Here is a 19,167-nt window from a genome sequence, read left to right as displayed (position 1 = left end):
TCTCCTTCAGGACATGGGGCTGTATGGATCAAGACTGACTGATACGGCTGAGGATATAGCGGATGTTTTTAGCTGATACCGCTGATTAATTCTCGAGTTTGAAGTTAAATTCCAGCATCGTGGTTTGCGGTTTGGAAATTGGTGCGTATTTCCACTGCGATGCGGCGGCAATCACTTCCTTGTCGAAATGCTTGGGCGGGGTGGCCTTGACGATATCCACTTGCGATACTCTGCCATCGGTTTCGATATGCACACGTGCGCTGACTACGCCGGACGTCACGCCTGAACGAACAGCTGTGCTCGGGTATTTCGGCTGTACGCTGGAAACCACTTTCAGTGTCAATTGTTCAGGCGCAGCTTGAACTGGTGCAGGTTTAGGTGCGGCAGCAACGACAGGTGGTGGCGCTTCAACTGGTTTGGGTACGACTACCGGTGTGGCCACAGGTGCCGCAACCACTTTAGGGGTTTCACGTGCTTTGGCGGCGAGGGCTTTGGCATCTGCTGCCAGCTTCGCTTCTTTTGCCTCTTTCGCTTCCTTGGCTTCCTTCGCCTCTTTGGCGTCTTTTGCGGCTTTTTCTTCTTTCGCTATCTGCGCTGCCGTTTTGGTCGACGCCATATCCATCCATTTGGTGACATCGGCAGTTGCTTCGGTATGCTTGACCGGGTTTTTGACCAGGCCCGTCGGCATGGCCGCCTGGCTTGCCGGCGCCTCTGGTGCACTGGCAACAGGTTCCGGTGGCGGGCTTTTTTGACAAGCCGTGCTCAGAACAACCGTGGATAGCAGGCTGACAGTCAATGCTGAAAGCTTCCTTGTTTTGTTGAGGACTACCGTTTTCATATCACTCCAGGCAAAAAACCAATTTTTAAAGCTAAAGTTAAACGATGCTACTTTCCAAATTGCAACTGAATGGTGCACTAAAACCGCCCGTGAACTATTTCGGTGCAAAGCAAACAATGCAGATGCTAAGAAAATTTTCACAAATTCAGATGGCTATGCTGCCACGGATATACCCGCTTAGCAATATTCAAATCATGCTGTTGATTGGAAATGATGAAAATAAGCAGTGCAAAATTGAACTTATTTGAAACAGCATGCATGAACTATGCCAAAACAATATCGTTTATTTGTTTTAGCGTTTTCGTGGCTATTTTAAGTTTGTTAAAATGACATGATTTTTTTGACAGGGTGCGCCAGCGTGACTTTATAAGCTGGCGCGTCCAGGGTGATCAGTTCAGGATTTCCCGAACACTTCATTGAGTTGCTGCGTAACACGGATGAAGGTGGTGCGCTTGGTCAGTTCTTTCAGCTTGTGCGCGCCCACATAGGTGCAGGCAGAGCGCACGCCACCAAGTATGTCCTGCAAGGTATGTTCTACGGGACCGCGATAAGGTATCAAGACTTCCTTGCCTTCCGATGCGCGGTACTTGGCAACCCCGCCTGCATACTTGTCCATTGCTGCGCGGCTGCTCATGCCGTAAAAGCGTTTGAACTGTTGTCCGTCACGTTCTACCAGGTCGCCGGCACATTCATCATGTCCGGCCAGCATGCCACCGAGCATGATGAAATCGGCACCGGCACCAAAGGCCTTGGCCAGATCCCCTGGCACGACGCAACCACCGTCAGCGCAAATTTGTCCACCCAGACCATGGGCGGCATCAGCGCATTCGATAACGGCAGACAATTGCGGGTAGCCGACACCGGTCATCTTGCGTGTCGTGCAGACAGACCCCGGGCCTATACCTACTTTGATGATGTCAGCGCCAGCCAGTATCAGTTCTTCAGTGATGTCACCCGTCACGACATTGCCCGCCATGATGGTCAGGTGCGGGTAAGTGGTACGCACTTTTTTAACGAAGTTGATGAAACCTTCGGTATAGCCATTCGCAACGTCGATACAGACATACTCAATCGCGTTTTGCGCACGTGCCATCACGGCTGAAAATTTTTCAAAATCGGATTGCGTTATTCCCATGGAATAAAAGGCAGTCGATTTCTTTTGCAATGCAGAAAAATAATTGACCAGCGCCTCTTCATCATAATGCTTGTGCAGGGCAACGGAGAGCTGATGTGATTCCAGTGCGGTCGCCATTTCCATGGTGCCGGTTGAATCCATATTGGCCGCGATAATGGGAATGCCGTGGTAAGTCTTGCGCGAATGATGGAAAACAAATTCACGTTCTAGATTGACCTGAGAGCGTGAGGTGAGGGTAGACCGCTTGGGACGTATCAAAACATCCTTGAAATCCAGCCTGAGGGTTTCTTCTATATGCATAACGACTCCATGATGCGTCTGGCGGACGCGGGAAGTGACAACTTAGTCAGTGAAGCTGACTAAGTTGTTGAGCCGTACTTGAGTATAGTGCAAAAAAATCCCACATCATCATCTGAATTTGATATGGACGGTATCATCCATTTCATATTCCATTTCGTATGCCATTTCATACAGCAATTGTCAAAGCGACATTCTGGAATTGTTTGCCGCCATATCAACTGCGTCCCTTGTCCGTCAGACGGCCCAGGGTGGCATGAATGTCTGACCATTTTCCAGTTTTGCTTCGGCACCGACTGGCAATATTGCTACCGCACGGAAATTCTCTTCGCTGGTCTTGCTGATTGAAAACCGGGTATGTGCGGGCACGATCAGGCAGGCACCTGCGCTTAATGGGTAGTGAGTTTCCTCCATGCTCACTTGTGCTGCGCCTTGCAGGCAGATAAAGATTTCTTCCCTTGTCAGTTGATGCGCAACGCCAGGTTTGTTGGAAGTCAATTCCACAATCCAGGCTGCATTTTCTTCAGAACCCCGACTGGGTGAAGCCAGGCCGGTGAAGATGGCGTCATGCATGGTAAACACTTTGGCAGATGATGCGTCGATCAGTTTCATAATTTCCTCATGTGATATAATTCACCTGAGATTATAAACCAAGGTGAATTAAATTACCATGCAATCAAATACGGATCTGGGCGTCTTGCTGAACCTGGCTTTTGGCAGTTTTAAAGAACAATTACATCAGCACCTGGCAAAACACGGCTATGCCGACATAGGCAGTTCTTTTGGCTATGTTTTTCGTTTGCTGGAAAATAATCCGCAAAACCTGAAACAGGTCGCAGACAGCCTGGGCATGACACCACAAGGTGCTTTGAAGATCATTAATGATATGGTGCTGAAAGCCTATGTGCAGCGTGAGGAGGATGCGAATGATGCGCGAGTGCGCCTGTTACAACTGACACCGCGTGCGCTGGCGCTGATGACTGTAGCCCGCGCATTTCATCAAGAGTTTGAAGATCGTCTGAGTGAGCGTCTGGGCGCGAGCAAAGTCAAGGCCATGCGTGCCGTGCTTGAGCAGATAGTGACTGATGCAGCAGACACAGCAGATGGTTTGACCATGCTACGTCCGCTGTGATTATGGTGTGAGTATTCTGCTGTACGTCTTGGTCAATGGCAGATGCCCTTGCCCTTGTCCGTAAAATTCTGTCCGGGCACGGGTAAAAACTCCCATTCGTATGACTTGTCCTGCAAGCTCAGTTTGAGCACACCATTGGTTGAATTGTCGCGTATCTCTGTCGCGCCTTTAGGCAGAAACATTGGCGTCAGTTTGGCGCCACCAGTGCCGACGACAAAGCTGCGCATGCCGTTCTTGTCATCCCTGTCGCCATTGGCATCGAGTGGGGCAAACCGCTCATAATCATGATCATGCCCGCTTAACACAATATCGGCTTTGGTTTCGGCCAGCATTTTCCATGCTTCCTGCATGATGTCATTATTGCCGTGACCGCCAGAACTGTAAGCCGGGTGATGCCAGAATGCCAGTGTACAATTTTTCTTGTTACTGCTTAATTCTTCCTTGAGCCAGTTGAGCTGCACTTGCATCTGCACCTTGTCGAGGTTGCTGTTGAGCGAAATGATTTGCCATTTCCCAAGCTGCAAGGCGTAATAACCACGTCTCTCTGGCCCCGCCAGATCGCCAAAATAATTATAGTAACCCAGCCCCTTGGGCATACCGTAATCATGATTGCCGGGTGAAGGCAGGGTTTTATCCTTGAAACGTCCCCAAGTCGGTTCATAGCACCTGGTAAATTCTTCGGGTTTGCCGACCGGGTAAGTATTATCACCCAGGGTAATGACTCTTGCTGTACTGTCTTTTTCCAGACCTGCTGCGATCAGTTCAGCGGTGGCGGCCGCCATACTGTCTGCCGGGGCTTTTTTGCGGCAATCTGCAATATCACCGGCAGCGTAGATGGTCACACTGCCTGCTTTTTGGGGCGTTTTCTTGATACCGGTTTTTGGTGCTGGATTAGAAGTGTTGTCTGCAGCCATGACCACAGGCGCGAACAGGGCCGCAATGCTTAAAACTAGAATGGAGAAACGCATGAGGATTTCTTAAGAAATAGAGGGCGGCCAGTGCCTAGCCTGAACAGGCGCGTATTTTACCTGTTCCTGCTGATGCGGGGGGTGAATTGCGTGAGCGTGTTTTAATACATATGGTTTTAATTGAAGACAGGTTAATGGCTTGCCAATTAACCTGGTTCTGTCACCATAGAAAAACCTCACAACTCCGCATGCCGCAAACGCAGTGCATTCGTAATCACCGATACCGAACTCAGGCTCATGGCCGCACTGGCAATCATGGGGCTCAGAAGCAGGCCAAACCACGGATATAAAACCCCCGCTGCAACAGGCACGCCTACAAAGTTATAGGCAAATGCAAAGAACAGGTTTTGCCGGATATTTTTCATGCTGTGCTGGCTTAATGATATGGCTTTCAAAATGCCGCGCAGATCACCTTTGACCAGCACCACGTGCGCGCTGTGCATGGCGACATCGGTACCATTGCCCATGGCAATGCCGACATTGGCCAGTGCCAGCGCAGGCGCATCGTTAATGCCATCACCAGCCATGGCGACTACATGCCCCTGTGCCTGCAACTGCCGGATGAATTCATATTTATCGGCTGGCAGCAGGTCGGCATGTACTTCATCCAGCCCCAGCTGTTTTGCAACCGCCTGGGCGGTAATGGCATTGTCTCCTGTCAAAACAATGACCCGCAAACCTTGCTGCTGTAGTTGCTGTATCGCCTGCTTGCCATGGGGTTTGATTTTGTCGGCAACACTGATCAGTGCTTGTGCTTTTCCATCAACCGCCATCGCCATGACGGTATGGCCAAGTGCTCGCCAGTCTGCGGCTGTTTTTTCAAAATTTTCAAAACCTTCAAGATCAATGTGCTGGTCTTTCAGCAAAGCCAGGTTGCCGAGCAGGACGCTCTTGCCGTCTATGTTGGCGCTGACACCTTTGCCTGTGATGGAAGTGAAATCAGTGATATCGAGCAGCTTGCCAGCCTGGTTTTCGGCATAGGCAACGATGGCATGGGCGACCGGATGCTCGCTGCGTTTTTCCAGCGTGTAAGCCATATCCAGCAAGTTTTGTTCTGATTGACCGGCAGCGACCATGAAATTTTGCAGTCCGGGTTTGCCTTCTGTCAGCGTACCGGTTTTGTCTATGACCAGGGTGTCAATTTTTTCCAGCCTTTCCAGTGCTTCCGCATCCTTGATCAATACGCCTTCACGTGCGCCGCGACCTATGCCTACCGTGACCGATATCGGTGTTGCCAGACCCAGTGCACAAGGGCAGGCAATGATGAGTACCGATACCGCTGCCATCAGGCCATTCGCCAGTGCCGGTGCCGGGCCGAAATATGCCCAGATAACAAATGCCAGTATGGCGGCGGCAATCACGCCAGGTACAAACCAGCCAGAAACCTGGTCAGCCAGTTTTTGTATGGGCGCACGTGAACGTCCGGCCTGATTGACCAGACTGATGATGCTGGCCAGCAGCGTGTCTTTGCCTATGCGCTGCGCCTGCATGCTGAAACTGCCTTGCTGATTGATAGTGCCGGCACTGAGTTTGTCACCCACCTGTTTACTGACGGGCAGTGGTTCACCGGTGAGCATGGCTTCATCAACATTGCCATGGCCATCCAGCACGATGCCATCAACGGGGATGTGTGCTCCTGGCTTGATACGTAAATGTTCACCAGCCTGAACCTGGTCAAGTGCTATTTCGGTTTCGCTGCCATCGCTGGCTATGCGTATTGCTGTCGCCGGTGTCAGCCCCAGCAAGGATTTAATGGCCGCGCTGGTTTGTGATCGGGCGCGTAATTCCAGTACCTGCCCCAGCAAAACCAGGCAAATGATGACTGTGGCAGCTTCAAAATACAGCGGGGCCATGCCATTCATCTTGAAGGCCGCAGGCAATATGCCAGGCAACAGCAATGCGACCAGGCTGAACAGGTAAGCCGCAGCCGTACCCACACCGATCAGGCTGAACATATTCAGGTGCATAGTCTTGAAGGATGCCATTGCACGCTCAAAAAATGGCCAGCCGGCCCACAGCACCACAGGCGTGGCCAGCAGAAATTGCAGCCAGTTGAAAGCTGTCATGCCTAGCAGGCTATGGAAAGACACGCCAGGCAGCATGTCACCCATGGTCATGATCAACAAGGGCAAACTCAGGGCCACGCTGAATTTGAAGCGCCGGCGCATATCGTCAAGCTCGCTGGTATCTTCTTCTGCTGTCGCTTCCTTCGGTTCCAGTGCCATGCCACATAGCGGGCAAGTGCCCGGGCCGACCTGCTCAATTTCAAGATGCATGGGGCAGGTAAAAATCGCATCTTCGGGAACCGCAGCATTGGCTGCCTGACGTTTTACGGGGTCCAGCCAGGCAGAAGGCTCTTTGCGGAATTTTTCCAGGCAGGACGCGCAACAAAAGTAATAGGTTTTATTTTCATGGATGCATTGGTGCTTGCTCTGCGCGTTCACCTGCATGCCACACACAGGATCGCGATGTTCACCGTGTGGATCACTTTGCATGGCTGTTGCTTGTATTGCCGGGGCTGCGGTGGCGGGCAGGCTGCCAAGAGCGATAACTTTTCTGGGTTTTACATAGTTTTCTGGCTGGGCTGTGAACTTGCCCAGACAGGAGGTGCTGCAAAAATAATAGGCGACACCCTGGAAACGCGCTGTTTTATCAGGATTTCTATCAACCTGCATGCCGCAGACAGGGTCGGTGTATTTTTTCTGATCGGTCGTCTCAACCGCTTTTGCCGCAGATGACTGGTGGCCACAGCAATCACCCTGATGCTGGTGTCCGGTATTTTCTGATGACATCGCTTTTCCTCACTGAATCGTTCTGACGTTGATATGCTGATTGCCTTATCATAGACCCCGTACCCAGGAACAGAGTCAAGGAAATTTTAACGATGTCTGATGCAGATCAATATACGATAGGGCAATTGGCCAAAGCTGCTGGTGTGGGCGTAGAAACCATACGTTATTACCAGCGCCGGGAATTGTTGCCTGTGCCTGAAGTTGCCACGGGTTTTCGCACTTACCCAGCCAGGCTGGCAGAACGCATACGTTTCATCAAGCGGGCGCAAGAGCTGGGTTTTACCCTGGATGAAATCGCCAACCTGCTGTTGCTGGAAGACAGCAATGACAAAAAAGCGATACGTGATGTGGCGCAAGAGCGCTTGTTGCAGGTTCAGGCCAAATTGCATGACCTGCATAAAATGGAAGCCATGTTGTCGCAACTTATCCATCAGTGTGCGTCAGCAGACACGCAAGCACTATGCCCGATTATCCAGGCGTTGGGGTCAGTTTCACGATAACGATGCTGAAGTGCAGTCAGTTGATTAACTGTCGCCAGCCTGTACCCAGTCCGGTCTTGCAGTTTCAATATAGTGGATAAGCGCATCGACCACATGCGGGTCAAATTGTGTACCGCTTCTGGCCTTGATATAGTCTATGGTTGCTGGCAGGGTCCAGGCTTCCTTGTATGGACGGCGATGCAGCAGGGCGTCAAACACATCGACCACGGCAACAATGCGCGCAGATAGCGGGATGTCGGCACCTTTCAGATGACGTGGATAGCCGTTACCGTCAAAATGCTCATGATGGCTGCCAGCGATTTGTGAGCCGTAGGTCAGGTAGCTGACACCATCGACCATGGTGGCAGCACGGGCCAGCACGGTTTCGCCAGCCAGCGCATGATATTCCATGATTTTTCTTTCGCTCTTGTCATGGCTGCCAGCTTTCAGCAAGACGGCATCAGGCGTTGCCACCTTGCCCACATCATGCAAGATGCTGGCAATGCCGACCATTTCCATGAACTGCGGTGTCAGGTCAGCAGGGAAGCTGTTTCTCTGTTTGAGTTCTGCCGCAATCGCATTTGTCAGCTTGCAGACCCGTTGTACATGGCCACCGGTATCGGTATCGCGTGATTCTGCCAGGTCGGTCAGGGCGACGACGGAGGCTTCCTGCGCTCTTTGCAATTGCTCATTGAGATAACGGTTGTCAAAAGCGGCGGCGATGCGGTCACAGAATAATTCCAGCAAATCTTTTTGCATCTGTGCCAGCGGCCACGGCGGTGTCAGCAGGATGGCAAATTCATGGCCTTGCCGCGTATGGATAAACAGCACATCAACCGGATGCTGGAACTGGCTTTTCTTTTCACTAAAGGCTTTCTCAACGATGGGTGTCCATTCACAATCTGGCGGCAGGCTATCAAGGCCACACAGATCACTGTAGGAGCCGGTCGCCGCAATGATGGTGGTTTTCAAGCTGCCCGCAGGCATGCCGGCAACATTGCGTGACAGGCACAAGACACCATCGGCACCGACATCCAGAATGGCACCGATCTGGTTCAATACACCAGACGCAAATTCCTTGAGGGACTTCAGCTCATACAGATTGGCAGAGCCCTGCAAAATACGCGTCAGGCCGATGCGGCTGCGCTCTATCGACAGCAAGCCTTCATAGGCACGCAGTGAGGCGATCACAGTGGTGAACAGGCGCTGTGTTGTCAGTTCGGTCTTGGTTTTATAGTCATTGATGTCGTAATCGACAATGACGCTTTTTTCCGGTGCCTGCCCGGGCTGACCGGTACGCAATACAATGCGCACCAGATGGTTTTTCAGTTCATCGCGTATGCGTCTTACCAGGCGCAAACCGGCATCATCGGTTTCCATGACGACATCAAGCAGAATAAGATTGATATCTTTTTCCCTGTTTAACAGCTCATAGGCTTCGGCGGCGCTATACGCAGACAGGATGTCGAGATGCCGCCCCTTGAAGACGATATTATTGAGGGCAAGACGGGTAACGGCGTGGATGTCAGCTTCGTCGTCGACAATCAGCAGACGCCAGGGGCGGGATTCAAAAGATCCATCGACGGTATTGGCTACCGGTGCGTTGACATCATCTTCTATGATCCAGTCTTCTTCTGATCCTTGTTCTTGATTCATAAACTCTCCTGATCACTCATTCGGGGAAATAAATCGGGCATCAAAAAAATCGGACACCAAAAGCAGTTGCGGTCAGTCTGTGCCTTGCCTGATTACGCTACTTACTACCTTCATTGCGTTGCCAGATCACAAGTTCATGATATAGGAAACTGGCAGCTGGGCAATGTTTCTTTCAAAGAAATTCGTGCCGTATTGTGCAAGTATAAAGTAATTTTCAACATACCCTGCCCAGCACCATTTCGACGATCATGTTTTCAGCATCCTGGAAATCATTTTCATTCAGGGGACTATGCCCCAATACCAGGCTCATCTGTGCAGCAAAGTCGGCATATGATTGTGTCATCGCCCAGATGGCGAATAATAAATGGGTGGTATTCACAGCAGCGATTTTGCCAGCGGCTATCCATGCTTCAAAGACGGCTATATCTTTTTGCAACAGGGGCAAAATCTTGTTGCGCATGGTTTCTGCATAGACAGGCGCACCGCTAATGACTTCCATCGCATAAACGCGTGAAGCCTGTGGCTGTTCGCGTGAAAAACGCAATTTGGCGCGGATATAACTGCGCAATAACTGCGCCGGGTCTTGAGTGGGATCGGCCAGAATATTCATGCGTTCCAGCCACTGATCAAGCACCTGATCCAACACTTTTTTATACAGTATCTGCTTGGTAGAAAAGTAATACAGCAGATTCTGTTTCGAGATGCCGGCGCGTTCTGCTATCGATGCCAGGGCACTGCCTGCATACCCGGCTTCAGCAAAAACTTCGACAGCGGCCAGCAAGATACGCGCTTCCAGCGCATCGCGCGAACGCGTGAGTTTCTCCGGCGCTCTATCCATGACGCTGCTTCATCAAAAAATTTTTCAATGCTTCATCACCGCTATAAGCGATATTGAAGCGGAACCATGGGTGATCACTGGCGCACAGGCTAAAGAATTCGTCGGGTGCCAGCAAGATACCCTCCTGTAAAGCCTGACGTGAAATTTCGCTGGCACTGGCCTTGCTGTCTTTCCAGCCTGCACTGATGAACATGCCACCGCGTGGTTCTGCCAAGGGTGTCAGACCGGCATCCAATAGCATAACCATACTCGCATTGCGTGAAGTCTCAAGTTGTCGCTTGAGCTTTTCCAGCATGCGCCGGTACAGGCGCGAGCTGATCGCATGCAGCACCGCACGTTCATTGATTTCAGATGTGGTCAAACCAGCCAGCATCTTCACCCTCAGCAATTCACCTATCAAAGAATGCGATGCACAGATCGAGCCTACGCGCAGGGTAGGAGACAGGGTCTTGGAAAAACTGCCCACCCGTATCACGCGGCGCAAACCATCCATCGCGGCCAGTGAGGGTTCAGGGCGCGGGCATAGCTCGCGGTAGATATCATCTTCGACAAGCCAGAAGTCAAACTGTTCTGCCAAAGCTAGCAAGCGGTGTGCCTGCGCCTGGGAGAGACTGGTACCCAGCGGGTTTTGCAACACCGTATTCACAAACATCAGTTTGGGCTGATGTAGCAGGGCCTTTTCCATCAGGCTATCGAGGTTCAGGCCTTTTTCATCGCGGGCTATGCCTATCGGTATGCAGCCGTGATGGCGTATCAGGGATAGCAGATTGCTATAACCCGGGTCTTCAACCAGTACAGTATCACCGGGTTTGCACAGCGTACGCAGGATAAGGTCAAAGCCATGGGTGGCACCATGGGTCAGCAAAATCTGTTCAGAATCGACACTGAACAATTCCTGCGACAGGCTGCTGGCCAGATGCTGGCGCAGGCTGGGGAAACCCAACGGGTTGCCATAACCGCGCAGGCGCTGGGTAGGGATGCGCATGGATTGCTTCAGGGCATCCAGCAAAATATCATCGCCATACCACTCAGGCGGCAACCAGCCTGAACCCACCGGCAGGGCGCTCGATACACCAGAGTACAAATCCGGGCTTAAGGCATCCAGCGCGCTGGGTATAACGGCTTGCGCCATGGGCTGCGGTGTACAGGCCGGTTTGGTAACAAAATAACCAGAACCGCGGCGTGAACTCAGCAGGCCCAGGGTGATCAGCCGCTCGTAAGATTCCACAACTGTAAAGGTACTGACCGCATTGCATTTGGCGAATTGCCGCACGGATGGCATCTTGCTACCCTGCGCCAGGTCATTCTGGCGCACCAGACGGCTCACTTCCTGCACGATCTGCTCTACCAGGCTGGCCTGGCGGCTACGCTCAAGCGCCAGTTGCGGCCAGACTGGGCTTTGCTCTACTGCCTGCTGTTCTTTTACGGCGTCCATGCTTTTTACTCCTCGCTAGACATAAACTAAATTGTGCAGGTGCACACAACTGTTATGTCTCGGCTACCAATACGGTTGGATGAAATTAAACTGGCTGTATATGTCATTACTGCATATGCTTATTTAGCATTTCAGCATATTTTTACCACTTGGTAAATTGTTTTCAGGAGAAGCCCATGCTCAGCAAGCAACAACTCAATTCCTACTGGATGCCCTTCACGGCCAACCGTGACTATAAAGAAGCACCGCGTCTGGTGGCGTCTGCCTCTGGTATGTATTACCGCGACCAGAATGGCCGCGAGATACTCGATGGTACGGCAGGCCTGTGGTGCGTGCCGCTGGGACATTCCCATCCAACTGTGGTGAAAGCGGTACAAGATGCGGTCGCGACACTGGATTACGCACCCGCCTTCCAGATCGGTCATCCGCAAGCCTTTGAGCTGGCAGAACAGTTGATCGACTATAGCGGCCACAAATTTGGCCAGGTGTTTTATACCAATTCCGGCTCGGAAGCTGTTGATACAGCCATGAAAATGGTGCTGGCCTACCACCGCAGCCGTGGCGAAGCCCAGCGCACCCGCTTCATCAGCCGCGAACGTGCCTACCACGGCGTAGGCTTTGGCGGCATGTCACTCGGCGGCTTGCCAGCCAACCGCAAACAGTTTGGTACCTTACTGGCTGGTGTTGATTACCTGCCGCACACCCACAACCTGGAAAAGAATGCCTTCACCCGTGGCTTGCCAGAATACGGCACCCATCTGGCAGATGAACTCGAACGCCTGGTCACCCTGCATGATATTTCCACCATCGCTGCCGTTATCGTCGAACCCTTGGCTGGTTCTGCTGGCGTCATCCTGCCATCAAAAGGCTATTTGAAACGCCTGCGTGAACTGTGCGACAAGCATGGCATCCTGCTGATATTTGATGAAGTCATCACCGGCTTTGGCCGCATGGCGACGCCATTTGCTTCTGATTTCTTTGGCGTTACACCAGACCTGATGACCACAGCAAAAGGCCTGACCAATGGTGTGGTACCTATGGGCGCGGTATTCAGTCACCAAAAGATTTACGATTCACTGATGGATGGCCCGGCAGGTATAGAACTGTTCCATGGTTACACTTATTCCGGACATCCTTTGGCGGTTGCTGCTGGCCTGGCTTCCCTCAAAGTATTCAAGGAAGAAAAAATACTGGAACATGCACAAAGCATGACCGCCTATTGGGAAGATGGCCTGCATTCGCTGAAAGGCTTGCCGCACGTCATAGACTTGCGCAATGTTGGCCTGATCGGTGCGATAGAGCTGGAATCCATGCCAGGCAAAGTCGGTGCACGCGCCATGGCTGCCTACAAGAAAGCCTTTGCTGAAGGTGTGCTGGTACGCACGACAGGCGACATCATCGCCATGTCACCTCCATTGATTTTGGAGAAAAAACACGTAGACCAGCTGTTCGGCAAACTGCACGATATTTTGAAACACCTCGATTAATCCGGCGAACATCATGACCACATATCAAGTCAATCATTACATCAACGGCGAACTGCATCAAAGCGTGCAACCACGCTTTGCCGATATCTATAATCCGGCTCTCGGTTCTGTACAAGGACAGGTAGCACTGGGCAGCGAGCAGGACGTCAACCTGGCAGTCGCCGCAGCGGCCAAAGCTTTTCCTGCTTGGTCAAACACGCCAGCCCTGTCACGCGCCCGCGTGCTCATGGCTTACCTGAACCTGCTGCAACAGCACACCGATGAATTCGCCAACTTGCTGACCAAGGAACATGGCAAGACCCTTGCCGATGCCAAGGGTGAAGTCGCTCGCGGCATAGAAGTGGTGGAGTTTGCGATAGGCATACCACAACTGTTGAAAGGCGAATATTCCGAACAAATCGCCCGTGGCATCGATGCCTGCAGCATGCGCCAGCCGCTGGGTGTCGTTGCTGGCATCACGCCATTCAACTTCCCCGTCATGGTGCCGATGTGGATGTTCCCTATCGCGATCGCCTGCGGTAATACCTTTGTGTTGAAACCGTCTGAACGTGATCCGTCTCCATCCTTGCTGCATGCAAAATTGCTCAAGCAAGCGGGTTTGCCTGACGGTGTTTTCAACGTCGTACAAGGTGATAAAACTGTCGTTGATGCACTGCTTGATCATCCAGAAGTACAGGCCATCAGCTTCGTCGGTTCGACACCAATTGCGCAGGCAATCTACGCACGTGGTTGTGCCAATGGCAAGCGGGTGCAAGCACTCGGTGGCGCAAAAAACCACATGGTTGTCATGCCTGATGCTGATCTGGACATGGCAGTCGATGCCTTGATGGGCGCAGCTTATGGCTCTGCTGGTGAACGCTGCATGGCCATCTCGGTTGCCGTCGCCGTTGGTTCTGCCGCTGATGCCCTGGTCGACGCCATGGCAGCGCGTGTCAAATCTCTCAAGATCAATAACGGCCTCATCCCTGATGCAGAAATGGGCCCGGTCATTACTCATGCAGCCAAAGAACGCATAGAAAGCCTGATCGGTGAAGGCGTGGCAGAAGGCGCAAAACTCGTCGTCGATGGCCGTAATTTCAGCGTGCCTGGACATGAACAAGGGTTCTTCTGCGGCGGCAGCCTGTTCGATCATGTGACGCCAGAAATGACCGTCTATAAACAGGAAATTTTTGGCCCGGTTTTGTGCGTAGTACGTGTGCCAGACATGGAAGCTGCGGCAGACCTCATCAACAAGCATGAATACGGCAATGGCGTTGCCGTATTCACGCGCGATGGTGGTACTGCACGTGAATTCGTGCGCATGATACAGGTCGGCATGGTCGGTGTGAATGTACCTTTGCCTGTGCCTATGGCCTTCCATAGTTTTGGTGGCTGGAAGCGCAGCCTGTTTGGTGATCATCACATCTACGGTCCGGAAGGCGTGCGTTTTTACACGCGTGTGAAAGCAGTCATGCAGCGCTGGCCTGACAGTATCAGCAAGGGAGCGGAGTTCTCTTTCCCGCAAAATAAATAATCGTTGTCACGAAACTTGCTTGTAGAAAAAAGTTAGCAAACCGAGATTGATTGGAGCCACCATGTTGGAAACCCTTAAGCATTTACCCCAGGCAGAAGAAAGTCAGGAAACGCTGCGTTCGCATTTCACTGATTTGAATCCGGCACTGAACAAGCGCCAGGCAGCGATAGAAAGTGAACGTTGCCTCTATTGTTACGACGCTCCCTGCACACGCATCTGCCCGTCAGAAATTGATGTGCCCAGCTTTATCCAGAATATTGCCGTCGGTAATATCAATGGTGCAGCCAAGGTCATCCTCGATCAAAACATACTCGGTGCAAGCTGCTCACGCGTTTGCCCGACCGAGATTTTGTGCGAGCATGCCTGCGTGCGCAATCATGATGCAGAAGGTGCACCAGTCAAGATCGGTCTGCTGCAACGCTTTGCACTCGACAATGCAAAATTTGAACAGCATCCTTTCCAGCGCGCTGCCAGCACAGGTAAGAAAGTCGCCATCGTTGGTGGTGGGCCAGCAGGTTTATCCTGTGCGCACAGACTCGCTACCCTGGGCCATGATGTCGTGATTTTTGAAGCAAAACAAAAATCCGGTGGCCTCAATGAATACGGGATCGCCAAATACAAACTGACAGAAGACAGTGCCCAGCGCGAAGTTGAATTCCTGCTGCAAATTGGCGGTATCACCGTCAAGCATGAACAGGTACTGGGCCAGAACCTGCACCTGGCAGATTTGCGCCGTGATTATGATGCCGTCTTCCTCGGCCTTGGTCTGGGTGCCAGTCGCCAGTTGGGCCTGACAGGTGAAGATGCCCCTGGCCTCATGGCAGCGGTAGATTACATCGCCGAACTGCGCCAGGCAGAAGACCTGACTAAATTACCCGTACCCAAACAATGCGTGGTCATCGGTGCCGGTAATACCGCCATCGACATGGCAGTGCAAATCGCCCGCCTTGGTGCAGAGCAGGTCACGCTCGTGTACCGCCGTGGTGCAGAACATATGTCAGCCACCCTTCATGAACAGGACATCGCCAAAGCCAACCAGGTGCGCATAGTCACCTGGGCGCAACCGCAAGAAGTCTTGCGCGATGCAGAGGGCAAGGTCAGCGGCATGCGCTTTGCGCGTACCAAAGAAGTGGGCGGTAAATTGCAAACCAGCGGCGCCACTATCGATATCCCCGCACAAGCCATTTTCAAGGCAATCGGTCAAAGCATGGACAACAGCAGTTTGTCAGATGCACTGGCAAAAGACCTGCAAAAGCAGAATGACAAAATCCATGTGGATGCGCAGTACCGCACCAGCGTATCCGGTATTTATGCGGGTGGCGATTGTATCGCCGACGGGCAGGACCTGACCGTTCAGGCAGTCCAACATGGCAAGCTGGCAGCGCTGGCGATTGATAATGATTTGAAAGCGAAGGTGTAATATGGCTGACCTCTCGATTAACTTTGCCGGCATCAAGGCACCCAATCCTTTCTGGCTGGCTTCTGCTCCACCGACTGACAAGGCCTATAACGTCATCCGCGCTTTTGAAGCAGGTTGGGGCGGCGTAGTCTGGAAAACCCTGGGCGAAGATCCACCACCGGTCAACGTTTCTTCCCGTTACTCTGCCCATTTTGGCAAGAACCGTGAAGTCATCGGCTTTAATAATATCGAACTGATCACCGACCGCAGCCTGGAAATCAACCTGCGCGAAATCACGCAAGTCAAAAAAGACTGGCCAGACCGCGCCATGATCGTGTCGTTGATGTACCCCTGCGAAGAAGAAAGCTGGGCGCGCATCCTGCCACTGGTGGAAGCCACAGGTGCCGATGGCATAGAACTCAATTTCGGCTGCCCGCACGGCATGCCAGAACGCGGCATGGGCGCAGCCGTAGGGCAGGTGCCAGAATATGTGGAAATGATCACGCGCTGGTGCAAAAAGTATTGCTCATTGCCCGTCATCGTCAAACTCACACCCAACATCACCGACGTGCGTGTGCCAGCCCGCGCTGCCTTCAATGGCGGTGCAGATGCGGTGTCACTGATCAATACCATCAACTCCATCACGTCGATAGACCTCGACCAGATGATCGCCCGCCCCATCGTTGGCACGCAAAGCACGCATGGTGGTTATTGTGGCAGCGCCGTCAAACCCATTGCTTTGAACATGGTGGCAGAAATCGCCCGTGACCCGGCCACCAAGGGCCTGCCTATTTCAGGCATAGGTGGCATAGGCAACTGGCGCGATGCGGCAGAATTTTTGGCACTCGGCGCAGGTTCGGTGCAGGTCTGTACCGCTGCCATGTTGCATGGTTTCCGCATCGTCAAGGAAATGACAGATGGCCTGTCGCGCTGGATGGACGAAAAAGGCTATGAGCGCATCAGCGACTTTGCCGGTAAAGCCGTCGCCAATACGACAGACTGGAAATACCTGGACATGAACTATGCCGTCATTGCCGAGATCGACCAGGACAAATGCATACAATGCGGTCGCTGCTACATCGCCTGCGAAGACACATCGCACCAGTCGATTGCACAACTGATCGCCGACAATGGCACTCGCAAATACGAAGTCATCAAGGAAGAGTGCGTAGGCTGCAACCTCTGCCAGATCACCTGCCCGGTAGAACAGTGCATCACCATGGTGCCCCAGGCAACTGGCAAGCCCTATATGAACTGGACGCAAGACCCACGCAACCCGCGTGCGGTGTTGAAATAATTGCTTGTACTTGCTGAATAGTGGGCGTATAAATTCTGCATGGGGAAGATTGAAAACCTTTTGAAAACCACTAACCACAGAGACACCGAGACACAGAGAAAGACAAGAGAAATCCCTTGTTTTTCTCATGATGTTCTCTGTGGTGGAGCAAGGAATTCGAGTGGCATGCCACTCGCTTGCGAAACGAAGGCTTCTTGCAAGAAGCCTTTCCATTCTCTGTGCCTCTGTGTTGAGAGGTCTTTCCTAATTCCATTCATGGAATAAAGCTTGCTAAGAACATAGGCGTAATTGAGCGTTTCACATTTGACACCTGGAGAAGAGTATATGCAGACACAAAGCGGGCAACTTTGGAATGAGGATTTAGCACCTACTTCAGAAGCACAGCGCACCTGGCGCTGGTATCACTTTGCCGCTTTGTGGGTTGGTATGGTCATGTGTATCCCGGCCTATACCCTGGCAGCCAGCCTCATCGAAGGCGGCATGTCAGGTTACCAGGCGGTAGTGACCGTGTTTATTGCCAATGCCATTGTGCTCGTCCCCATGTTGCTGATAGGCCATGCCGGTGCTAAATACGGCATACCTTATGCGGTGCTGGCGCGTACTTCCTTTGGCGTGCGTGGTGCACGTTTGCCTGCCCTCATGCGTGCGATTGTCGCCTGTGGCTGGTATGGCATACAAACCTGGTTTGGCGGGCAAATGATTTATACCCTGGGTGGCGTGTTGATCGGCCATCCACTTGGTGGCGACAATATTGCTGGTCTGGGCATCAATCCCGCGCAGCTGATCTGCTTCCTGATTTTTTGGGCCATACAATTCTGGTACATCTTCCATGGTATGGACGCCATACGCAAGCTGGAAACCTATACTGCACCACTCAAAATTATCATCTGCTTCGTCCTGCTGGGCTGGGTGTATAACAAGGCTGGCGGCTTTGGCCCGATACTTGATCAGCCATCGCAATTCGTTGAAGGCGGTAAAAAAGCCGGGCAATTCTGGAGCACCTTCTGGCCTTCACTGACAGCCATGGTCGGCTTCTGGGCTACCCTGGCCTTGAACATCCCTGACTTTACCCGTTTCGCCAAATCACAAAAAGACCAGATCCTCGGCCAGACCATAGGCTTGCCAGCCCCCATGGGCCTGCTGGCGCTACTTGCAGTGATCGTCACTTCTGCTACCGTTGTCCTGTACGGCAAAGCCCTTTGGGACCCGGTAGACCTGGCCAGCCGCATGACTGGCATTGCCGTATTAATCGCACTGCTGATTTTGTTGATAGACACGGTATCCGTCAACCTGGCCGCCAACCTCGTTGGCCCGGCCTATGATTTTTCTGCCTTGAATCCCAAGCTGATATCGTATAAAACCGGTGGCTACATCACCGCATCCATCGCCCTGATCATGATGCCGTGGAAGATTTTGGAATCTACCCAGGGTTATATCTTCACCTGGCTGATCGGTTATTCCGCCTTGCTTGGCCCCATCGCCGGTATTCTGATCATCGATTATTACTTCATCCGCAAGACAGAGATTGATGTTAACGCCCTGTACCAGGATGAAGGCAAGTACAGCTATAAAAATGGCTGGAACATGGCCGCCGTGATCGCTTTTGTGATCGGTGTCTTGCCAAATATCCCGGGTTTTTTGAACGCGGCTTTCCCTGCCAGCTTCCCGGCTATTCCAGAAGTATTAAAAACCATCTACACCTACGCCTGGTTCGTCGGCCTCGCCTTGTCTGGTGTGGTGTATATGGGGTTGATGAGTGGTAAGAAGGTTTGAATGTGCGAAATCACGGAGATATTAACGTAGGTTGGGCCGGGCCCCGCTGGGCATCGCTTTATCTGCCCAACACTGGGCCTCAATTAACGTATACGTTTTTGAAGGCCGAGTGTTGGGCTGATACACCA

General features: G+C 52.2%; 16 protein-coding genes. 8 read left to right on the top strand and 8 right to left on the bottom strand.

Annotation, left to right across the window (positions count from 1 at the left end; all coding sequences use genetic code 11):
• Positions 1-85: 85 nt before the first annotated feature.
• Positions 86-838, bottom strand: a complete 753-nt coding sequence (locus ACO0LH_RS15840) for an energy transducer TonB (protein WP_422942081.1) — start codon at positions 836-838, stop codon at positions 86-88.
• Between the two features lie 44 nt (positions 839-882).
• Between ACO0LH_RS15840 and ACO0LH_RS15835 the strand changes: the two genes are divergently transcribed.
• Positions 883-1,086 carry a hypothetical protein gene (locus ACO0LH_RS15835; protein ID WP_422942080.1) on the top strand — a complete coding sequence of 68 codons (204 nt, stop codon included), beginning with the start codon at positions 883-885 and terminating at the stop codon, positions 1,084-1,086.
• Positions 1,087-1,232: 146 nt separating this feature from the next.
• Here ACO0LH_RS15835 and ACO0LH_RS15830 read toward each other — a convergent pair whose 3' ends face one another.
• Entirely contained in the window at positions 1,233-2,273 is a 1,041-nt protein-coding gene (locus ACO0LH_RS15830; protein ID WP_422942079.1) for a GMP reductase, read from the bottom strand.
• A gap of 234 nt (positions 2,274-2,507) precedes the next feature.
• Positions 2,508-2,882, bottom strand: coding sequence for a cupin domain-containing protein (locus ACO0LH_RS15825; RefSeq protein WP_422942078.1), 375 nt, complete (start codon positions 2,880-2,882; stop codon positions 2,508-2,510).
• Between the two features lie 58 nt (positions 2,883-2,940).
• Here ACO0LH_RS15825 and ACO0LH_RS15820 point away from each other — a divergent pair, with 58 nt between their 5' ends.
• Complete coding sequence (locus tag ACO0LH_RS15820; protein WP_422942077.1) at positions 2,941-3,402, top strand: MarR family winged helix-turn-helix transcriptional regulator; 462 nt, start codon at positions 2,941-2,943, stop codon at positions 3,400-3,402.
• Between the two features lie 32 nt (positions 3,403-3,434).
• Here ACO0LH_RS15820 and ACO0LH_RS15815 read toward each other — a convergent pair whose 3' ends face one another.
• Positions 3,435-4,370, bottom strand: coding sequence for a metallophosphoesterase family protein (locus ACO0LH_RS15815; protein ID WP_422942076.1), 936 nt, complete (start codon positions 4,368-4,370; stop codon positions 3,435-3,437).
• Between the two features lie 176 nt (positions 4,371-4,546).
• Complete coding sequence (locus tag ACO0LH_RS15810; RefSeq protein ID WP_422942075.1) at positions 4,547-7,162, bottom strand: heavy metal translocating P-type ATPase; 2,616 nt, start codon at positions 7,160-7,162, stop codon at positions 4,547-4,549.
• Positions 7,163-7,254: 92 nt separating this feature from the next.
• On the opposite strand from ACO0LH_RS15810, the gene ACO0LH_RS15805 reads away from it, so the two are divergent.
• Positions 7,255-7,662, top strand: a complete 408-nt coding sequence (locus ACO0LH_RS15805; RefSeq protein WP_422942074.1) for a MerR family transcriptional regulator — start codon at positions 7,255-7,257, stop codon at positions 7,660-7,662.
• A gap of 24 nt (positions 7,663-7,686) precedes the next feature.
• Here the strand turns inward: ACO0LH_RS15805 and ACO0LH_RS15800 are convergent, their stop codons facing one another.
• The 3 genes from ACO0LH_RS15800 to ACO0LH_RS15790 form a co-directional block, all read right to left on the bottom strand.
• Positions 7,687-9,297 carry a DUF3369 domain-containing protein gene (locus ACO0LH_RS15800; RefSeq protein WP_422942073.1) on the bottom strand — a complete coding sequence of 537 codons (1,611 nt, stop codon included), beginning with the start codon at positions 9,295-9,297 and terminating at the stop codon, positions 7,687-7,689.
• A gap of 214 nt (positions 9,298-9,511) precedes the next feature.
• On the bottom strand, positions 9,512-10,135 hold the full coding sequence (locus ACO0LH_RS15795) for a TetR family transcriptional regulator C-terminal domain-containing protein (RefSeq protein ID WP_422942072.1): 624 nt from the start codon (positions 10,133-10,135) through the stop codon (positions 9,512-9,514).
• Positions 10,128-11,570, bottom strand: a complete 1,443-nt coding sequence (locus ACO0LH_RS15790; RefSeq protein ID WP_422942071.1) for a PLP-dependent aminotransferase family protein — start codon at positions 11,568-11,570, stop codon at positions 10,128-10,130. Before ACO0LH_RS15790 ends, ACO0LH_RS15795 begins: the two co-directional genes overlap by 8 nt.
• 176 nt (positions 11,571-11,746) lie before the next feature.
• On the opposite strand from ACO0LH_RS15790, the gene ACO0LH_RS15785 reads away from it, so the two are divergent.
• The 5 genes from ACO0LH_RS15785 to ACO0LH_RS15765 all read left to right on the top strand — a co-directional run bounded on the left by ACO0LH_RS15785 (position 11,747) and on the right by ACO0LH_RS15765 (position 19,039).
• Positions 11,747-13,057, top strand: a complete 1,311-nt coding sequence (locus ACO0LH_RS15785; RefSeq protein WP_422942070.1) for an aspartate aminotransferase family protein — start codon at positions 11,747-11,749, stop codon at positions 13,055-13,057.
• 13 nt (positions 13,058-13,070) lie between these two features.
• Positions 13,071-14,570 carry a CoA-acylating methylmalonate-semialdehyde dehydrogenase gene (locus ACO0LH_RS15780; RefSeq protein WP_422942069.1) on the top strand — a complete coding sequence of 500 codons (1,500 nt, stop codon included), beginning with the start codon at positions 13,071-13,073 and terminating at the stop codon, positions 14,568-14,570.
• A 61-nt stretch (positions 14,571-14,631) separates the two neighbouring features.
• Entirely contained in the window at positions 14,632-15,990 is a 1,359-nt protein-coding gene (locus ACO0LH_RS15775) for an NAD(P)-dependent oxidoreductase (RefSeq protein WP_422942068.1), read from the top strand.
• Position 15,991: 1 nt separating this feature from the next.
• Positions 15,992-17,266: an NAD-dependent dihydropyrimidine dehydrogenase subunit PreA gene (gene preA, locus ACO0LH_RS15770; protein WP_110255749.1), complete on the top strand. Its 1,275-nt coding sequence runs from the start codon at positions 15,992-15,994 to the stop codon at positions 17,264-17,266.
• A 324-nt stretch (positions 17,267-17,590) separates the two neighbouring features.
• Complete coding sequence (locus ACO0LH_RS15765) at positions 17,591-19,039, top strand: NCS1 family nucleobase:cation symporter-1 (protein ID WP_422942067.1); 1,449 nt, start codon at positions 17,591-17,593, stop codon at positions 19,037-19,039.
• The last annotated feature ends 128 nt before the right edge of the window (positions 19,040-19,167 follow it).

The sequence above is a fragment of the Undibacterium sp. TJN19 genome, assembly GCF_049339485.1.
Taxonomy (GTDB): domain Bacteria; phylum Pseudomonadota; class Gammaproteobacteria; order Burkholderiales; family Burkholderiaceae_D; genus Undibacterium.
Note: the sequence above shows the minus strand (reverse complement) of the source record. Positions and strands in the feature narration are given on the sequence as shown.

Coding starts and splice junctions, on each gene's coding strand:
- preA (WP_110255749.1), top strand. CDS start 15,992: ATGGCTGACCTCTCGATTAACTTTGCCGGCATCAAGGCACCCAATCCT.
- ACO0LH_RS15790 (WP_422942071.1), bottom strand. CDS start 11,570: ATGGACGCCGTAAAAGAACAGCAGGCAGTAGAGCAAAGCCCAGTCTGG.
- ACO0LH_RS15810 (WP_422942075.1), bottom strand. CDS start 7,162: ATGTCATCAGAAAATACCGGACACCAGCATCAGGGTGATTGCTGTGGC.
- ACO0LH_RS15775 (WP_422942068.1), top strand. CDS start 14,632: ATGTTGGAAACCCTTAAGCATTTACCCCAGGCAGAAGAAAGTCAGGAA.
- ACO0LH_RS15840 (WP_422942081.1), bottom strand. CDS start 838: ATGAAAACGGTAGTCCTCAACAAAACAAGGAAGCTTTCAGCATTGACT.
- ACO0LH_RS15795 (WP_422942072.1), bottom strand. CDS start 10,135: ATGGATAGAGCGCCGGAGAAACTCACGCGTTCGCGCGATGCGCTGGAA.
- ACO0LH_RS15820 (WP_422942077.1), top strand. CDS start 2,941: ATGCAATCAAATACGGATCTGGGCGTCTTGCTGAACCTGGCTTTTGGC.
- ACO0LH_RS15800 (WP_422942073.1), bottom strand. CDS start 9,297: ATGAATCAAGAACAAGGATCAGAAGAAGACTGGATCATAGAAGATGAT.
- ACO0LH_RS15830 (WP_422942079.1), bottom strand. CDS start 2,273: ATGCATATAGAAGAAACCCTCAGGCTGGATTTCAAGGATGTTTTGATA.
- ACO0LH_RS15765 (WP_422942067.1), top strand. CDS start 17,591: ATGCAGACACAAAGCGGGCAACTTTGGAATGAGGATTTAGCACCTACT.
- ACO0LH_RS15780 (WP_422942069.1), top strand. CDS start 13,071: ATGACCACATATCAAGTCAATCATTACATCAACGGCGAACTGCATCAA.
- ACO0LH_RS15805 (WP_422942074.1), top strand. CDS start 7,255: ATGTCTGATGCAGATCAATATACGATAGGGCAATTGGCCAAAGCTGCT.
- ACO0LH_RS15815 (WP_422942076.1), bottom strand. CDS start 4,370: ATGCGTTTCTCCATTCTAGTTTTAAGCATTGCGGCCCTGTTCGCGCCT.
- ACO0LH_RS15825 (WP_422942078.1), bottom strand. CDS start 2,882: ATGAAACTGATCGACGCATCATCTGCCAAAGTGTTTACCATGCATGAC.
- ACO0LH_RS15785 (WP_422942070.1), top strand. CDS start 11,747: ATGCTCAGCAAGCAACAACTCAATTCCTACTGGATGCCCTTCACGGCC.
- ACO0LH_RS15835 (WP_422942080.1), top strand. CDS start 883: ATGCTACTTTCCAAATTGCAACTGAATGGTGCACTAAAACCGCCCGTG.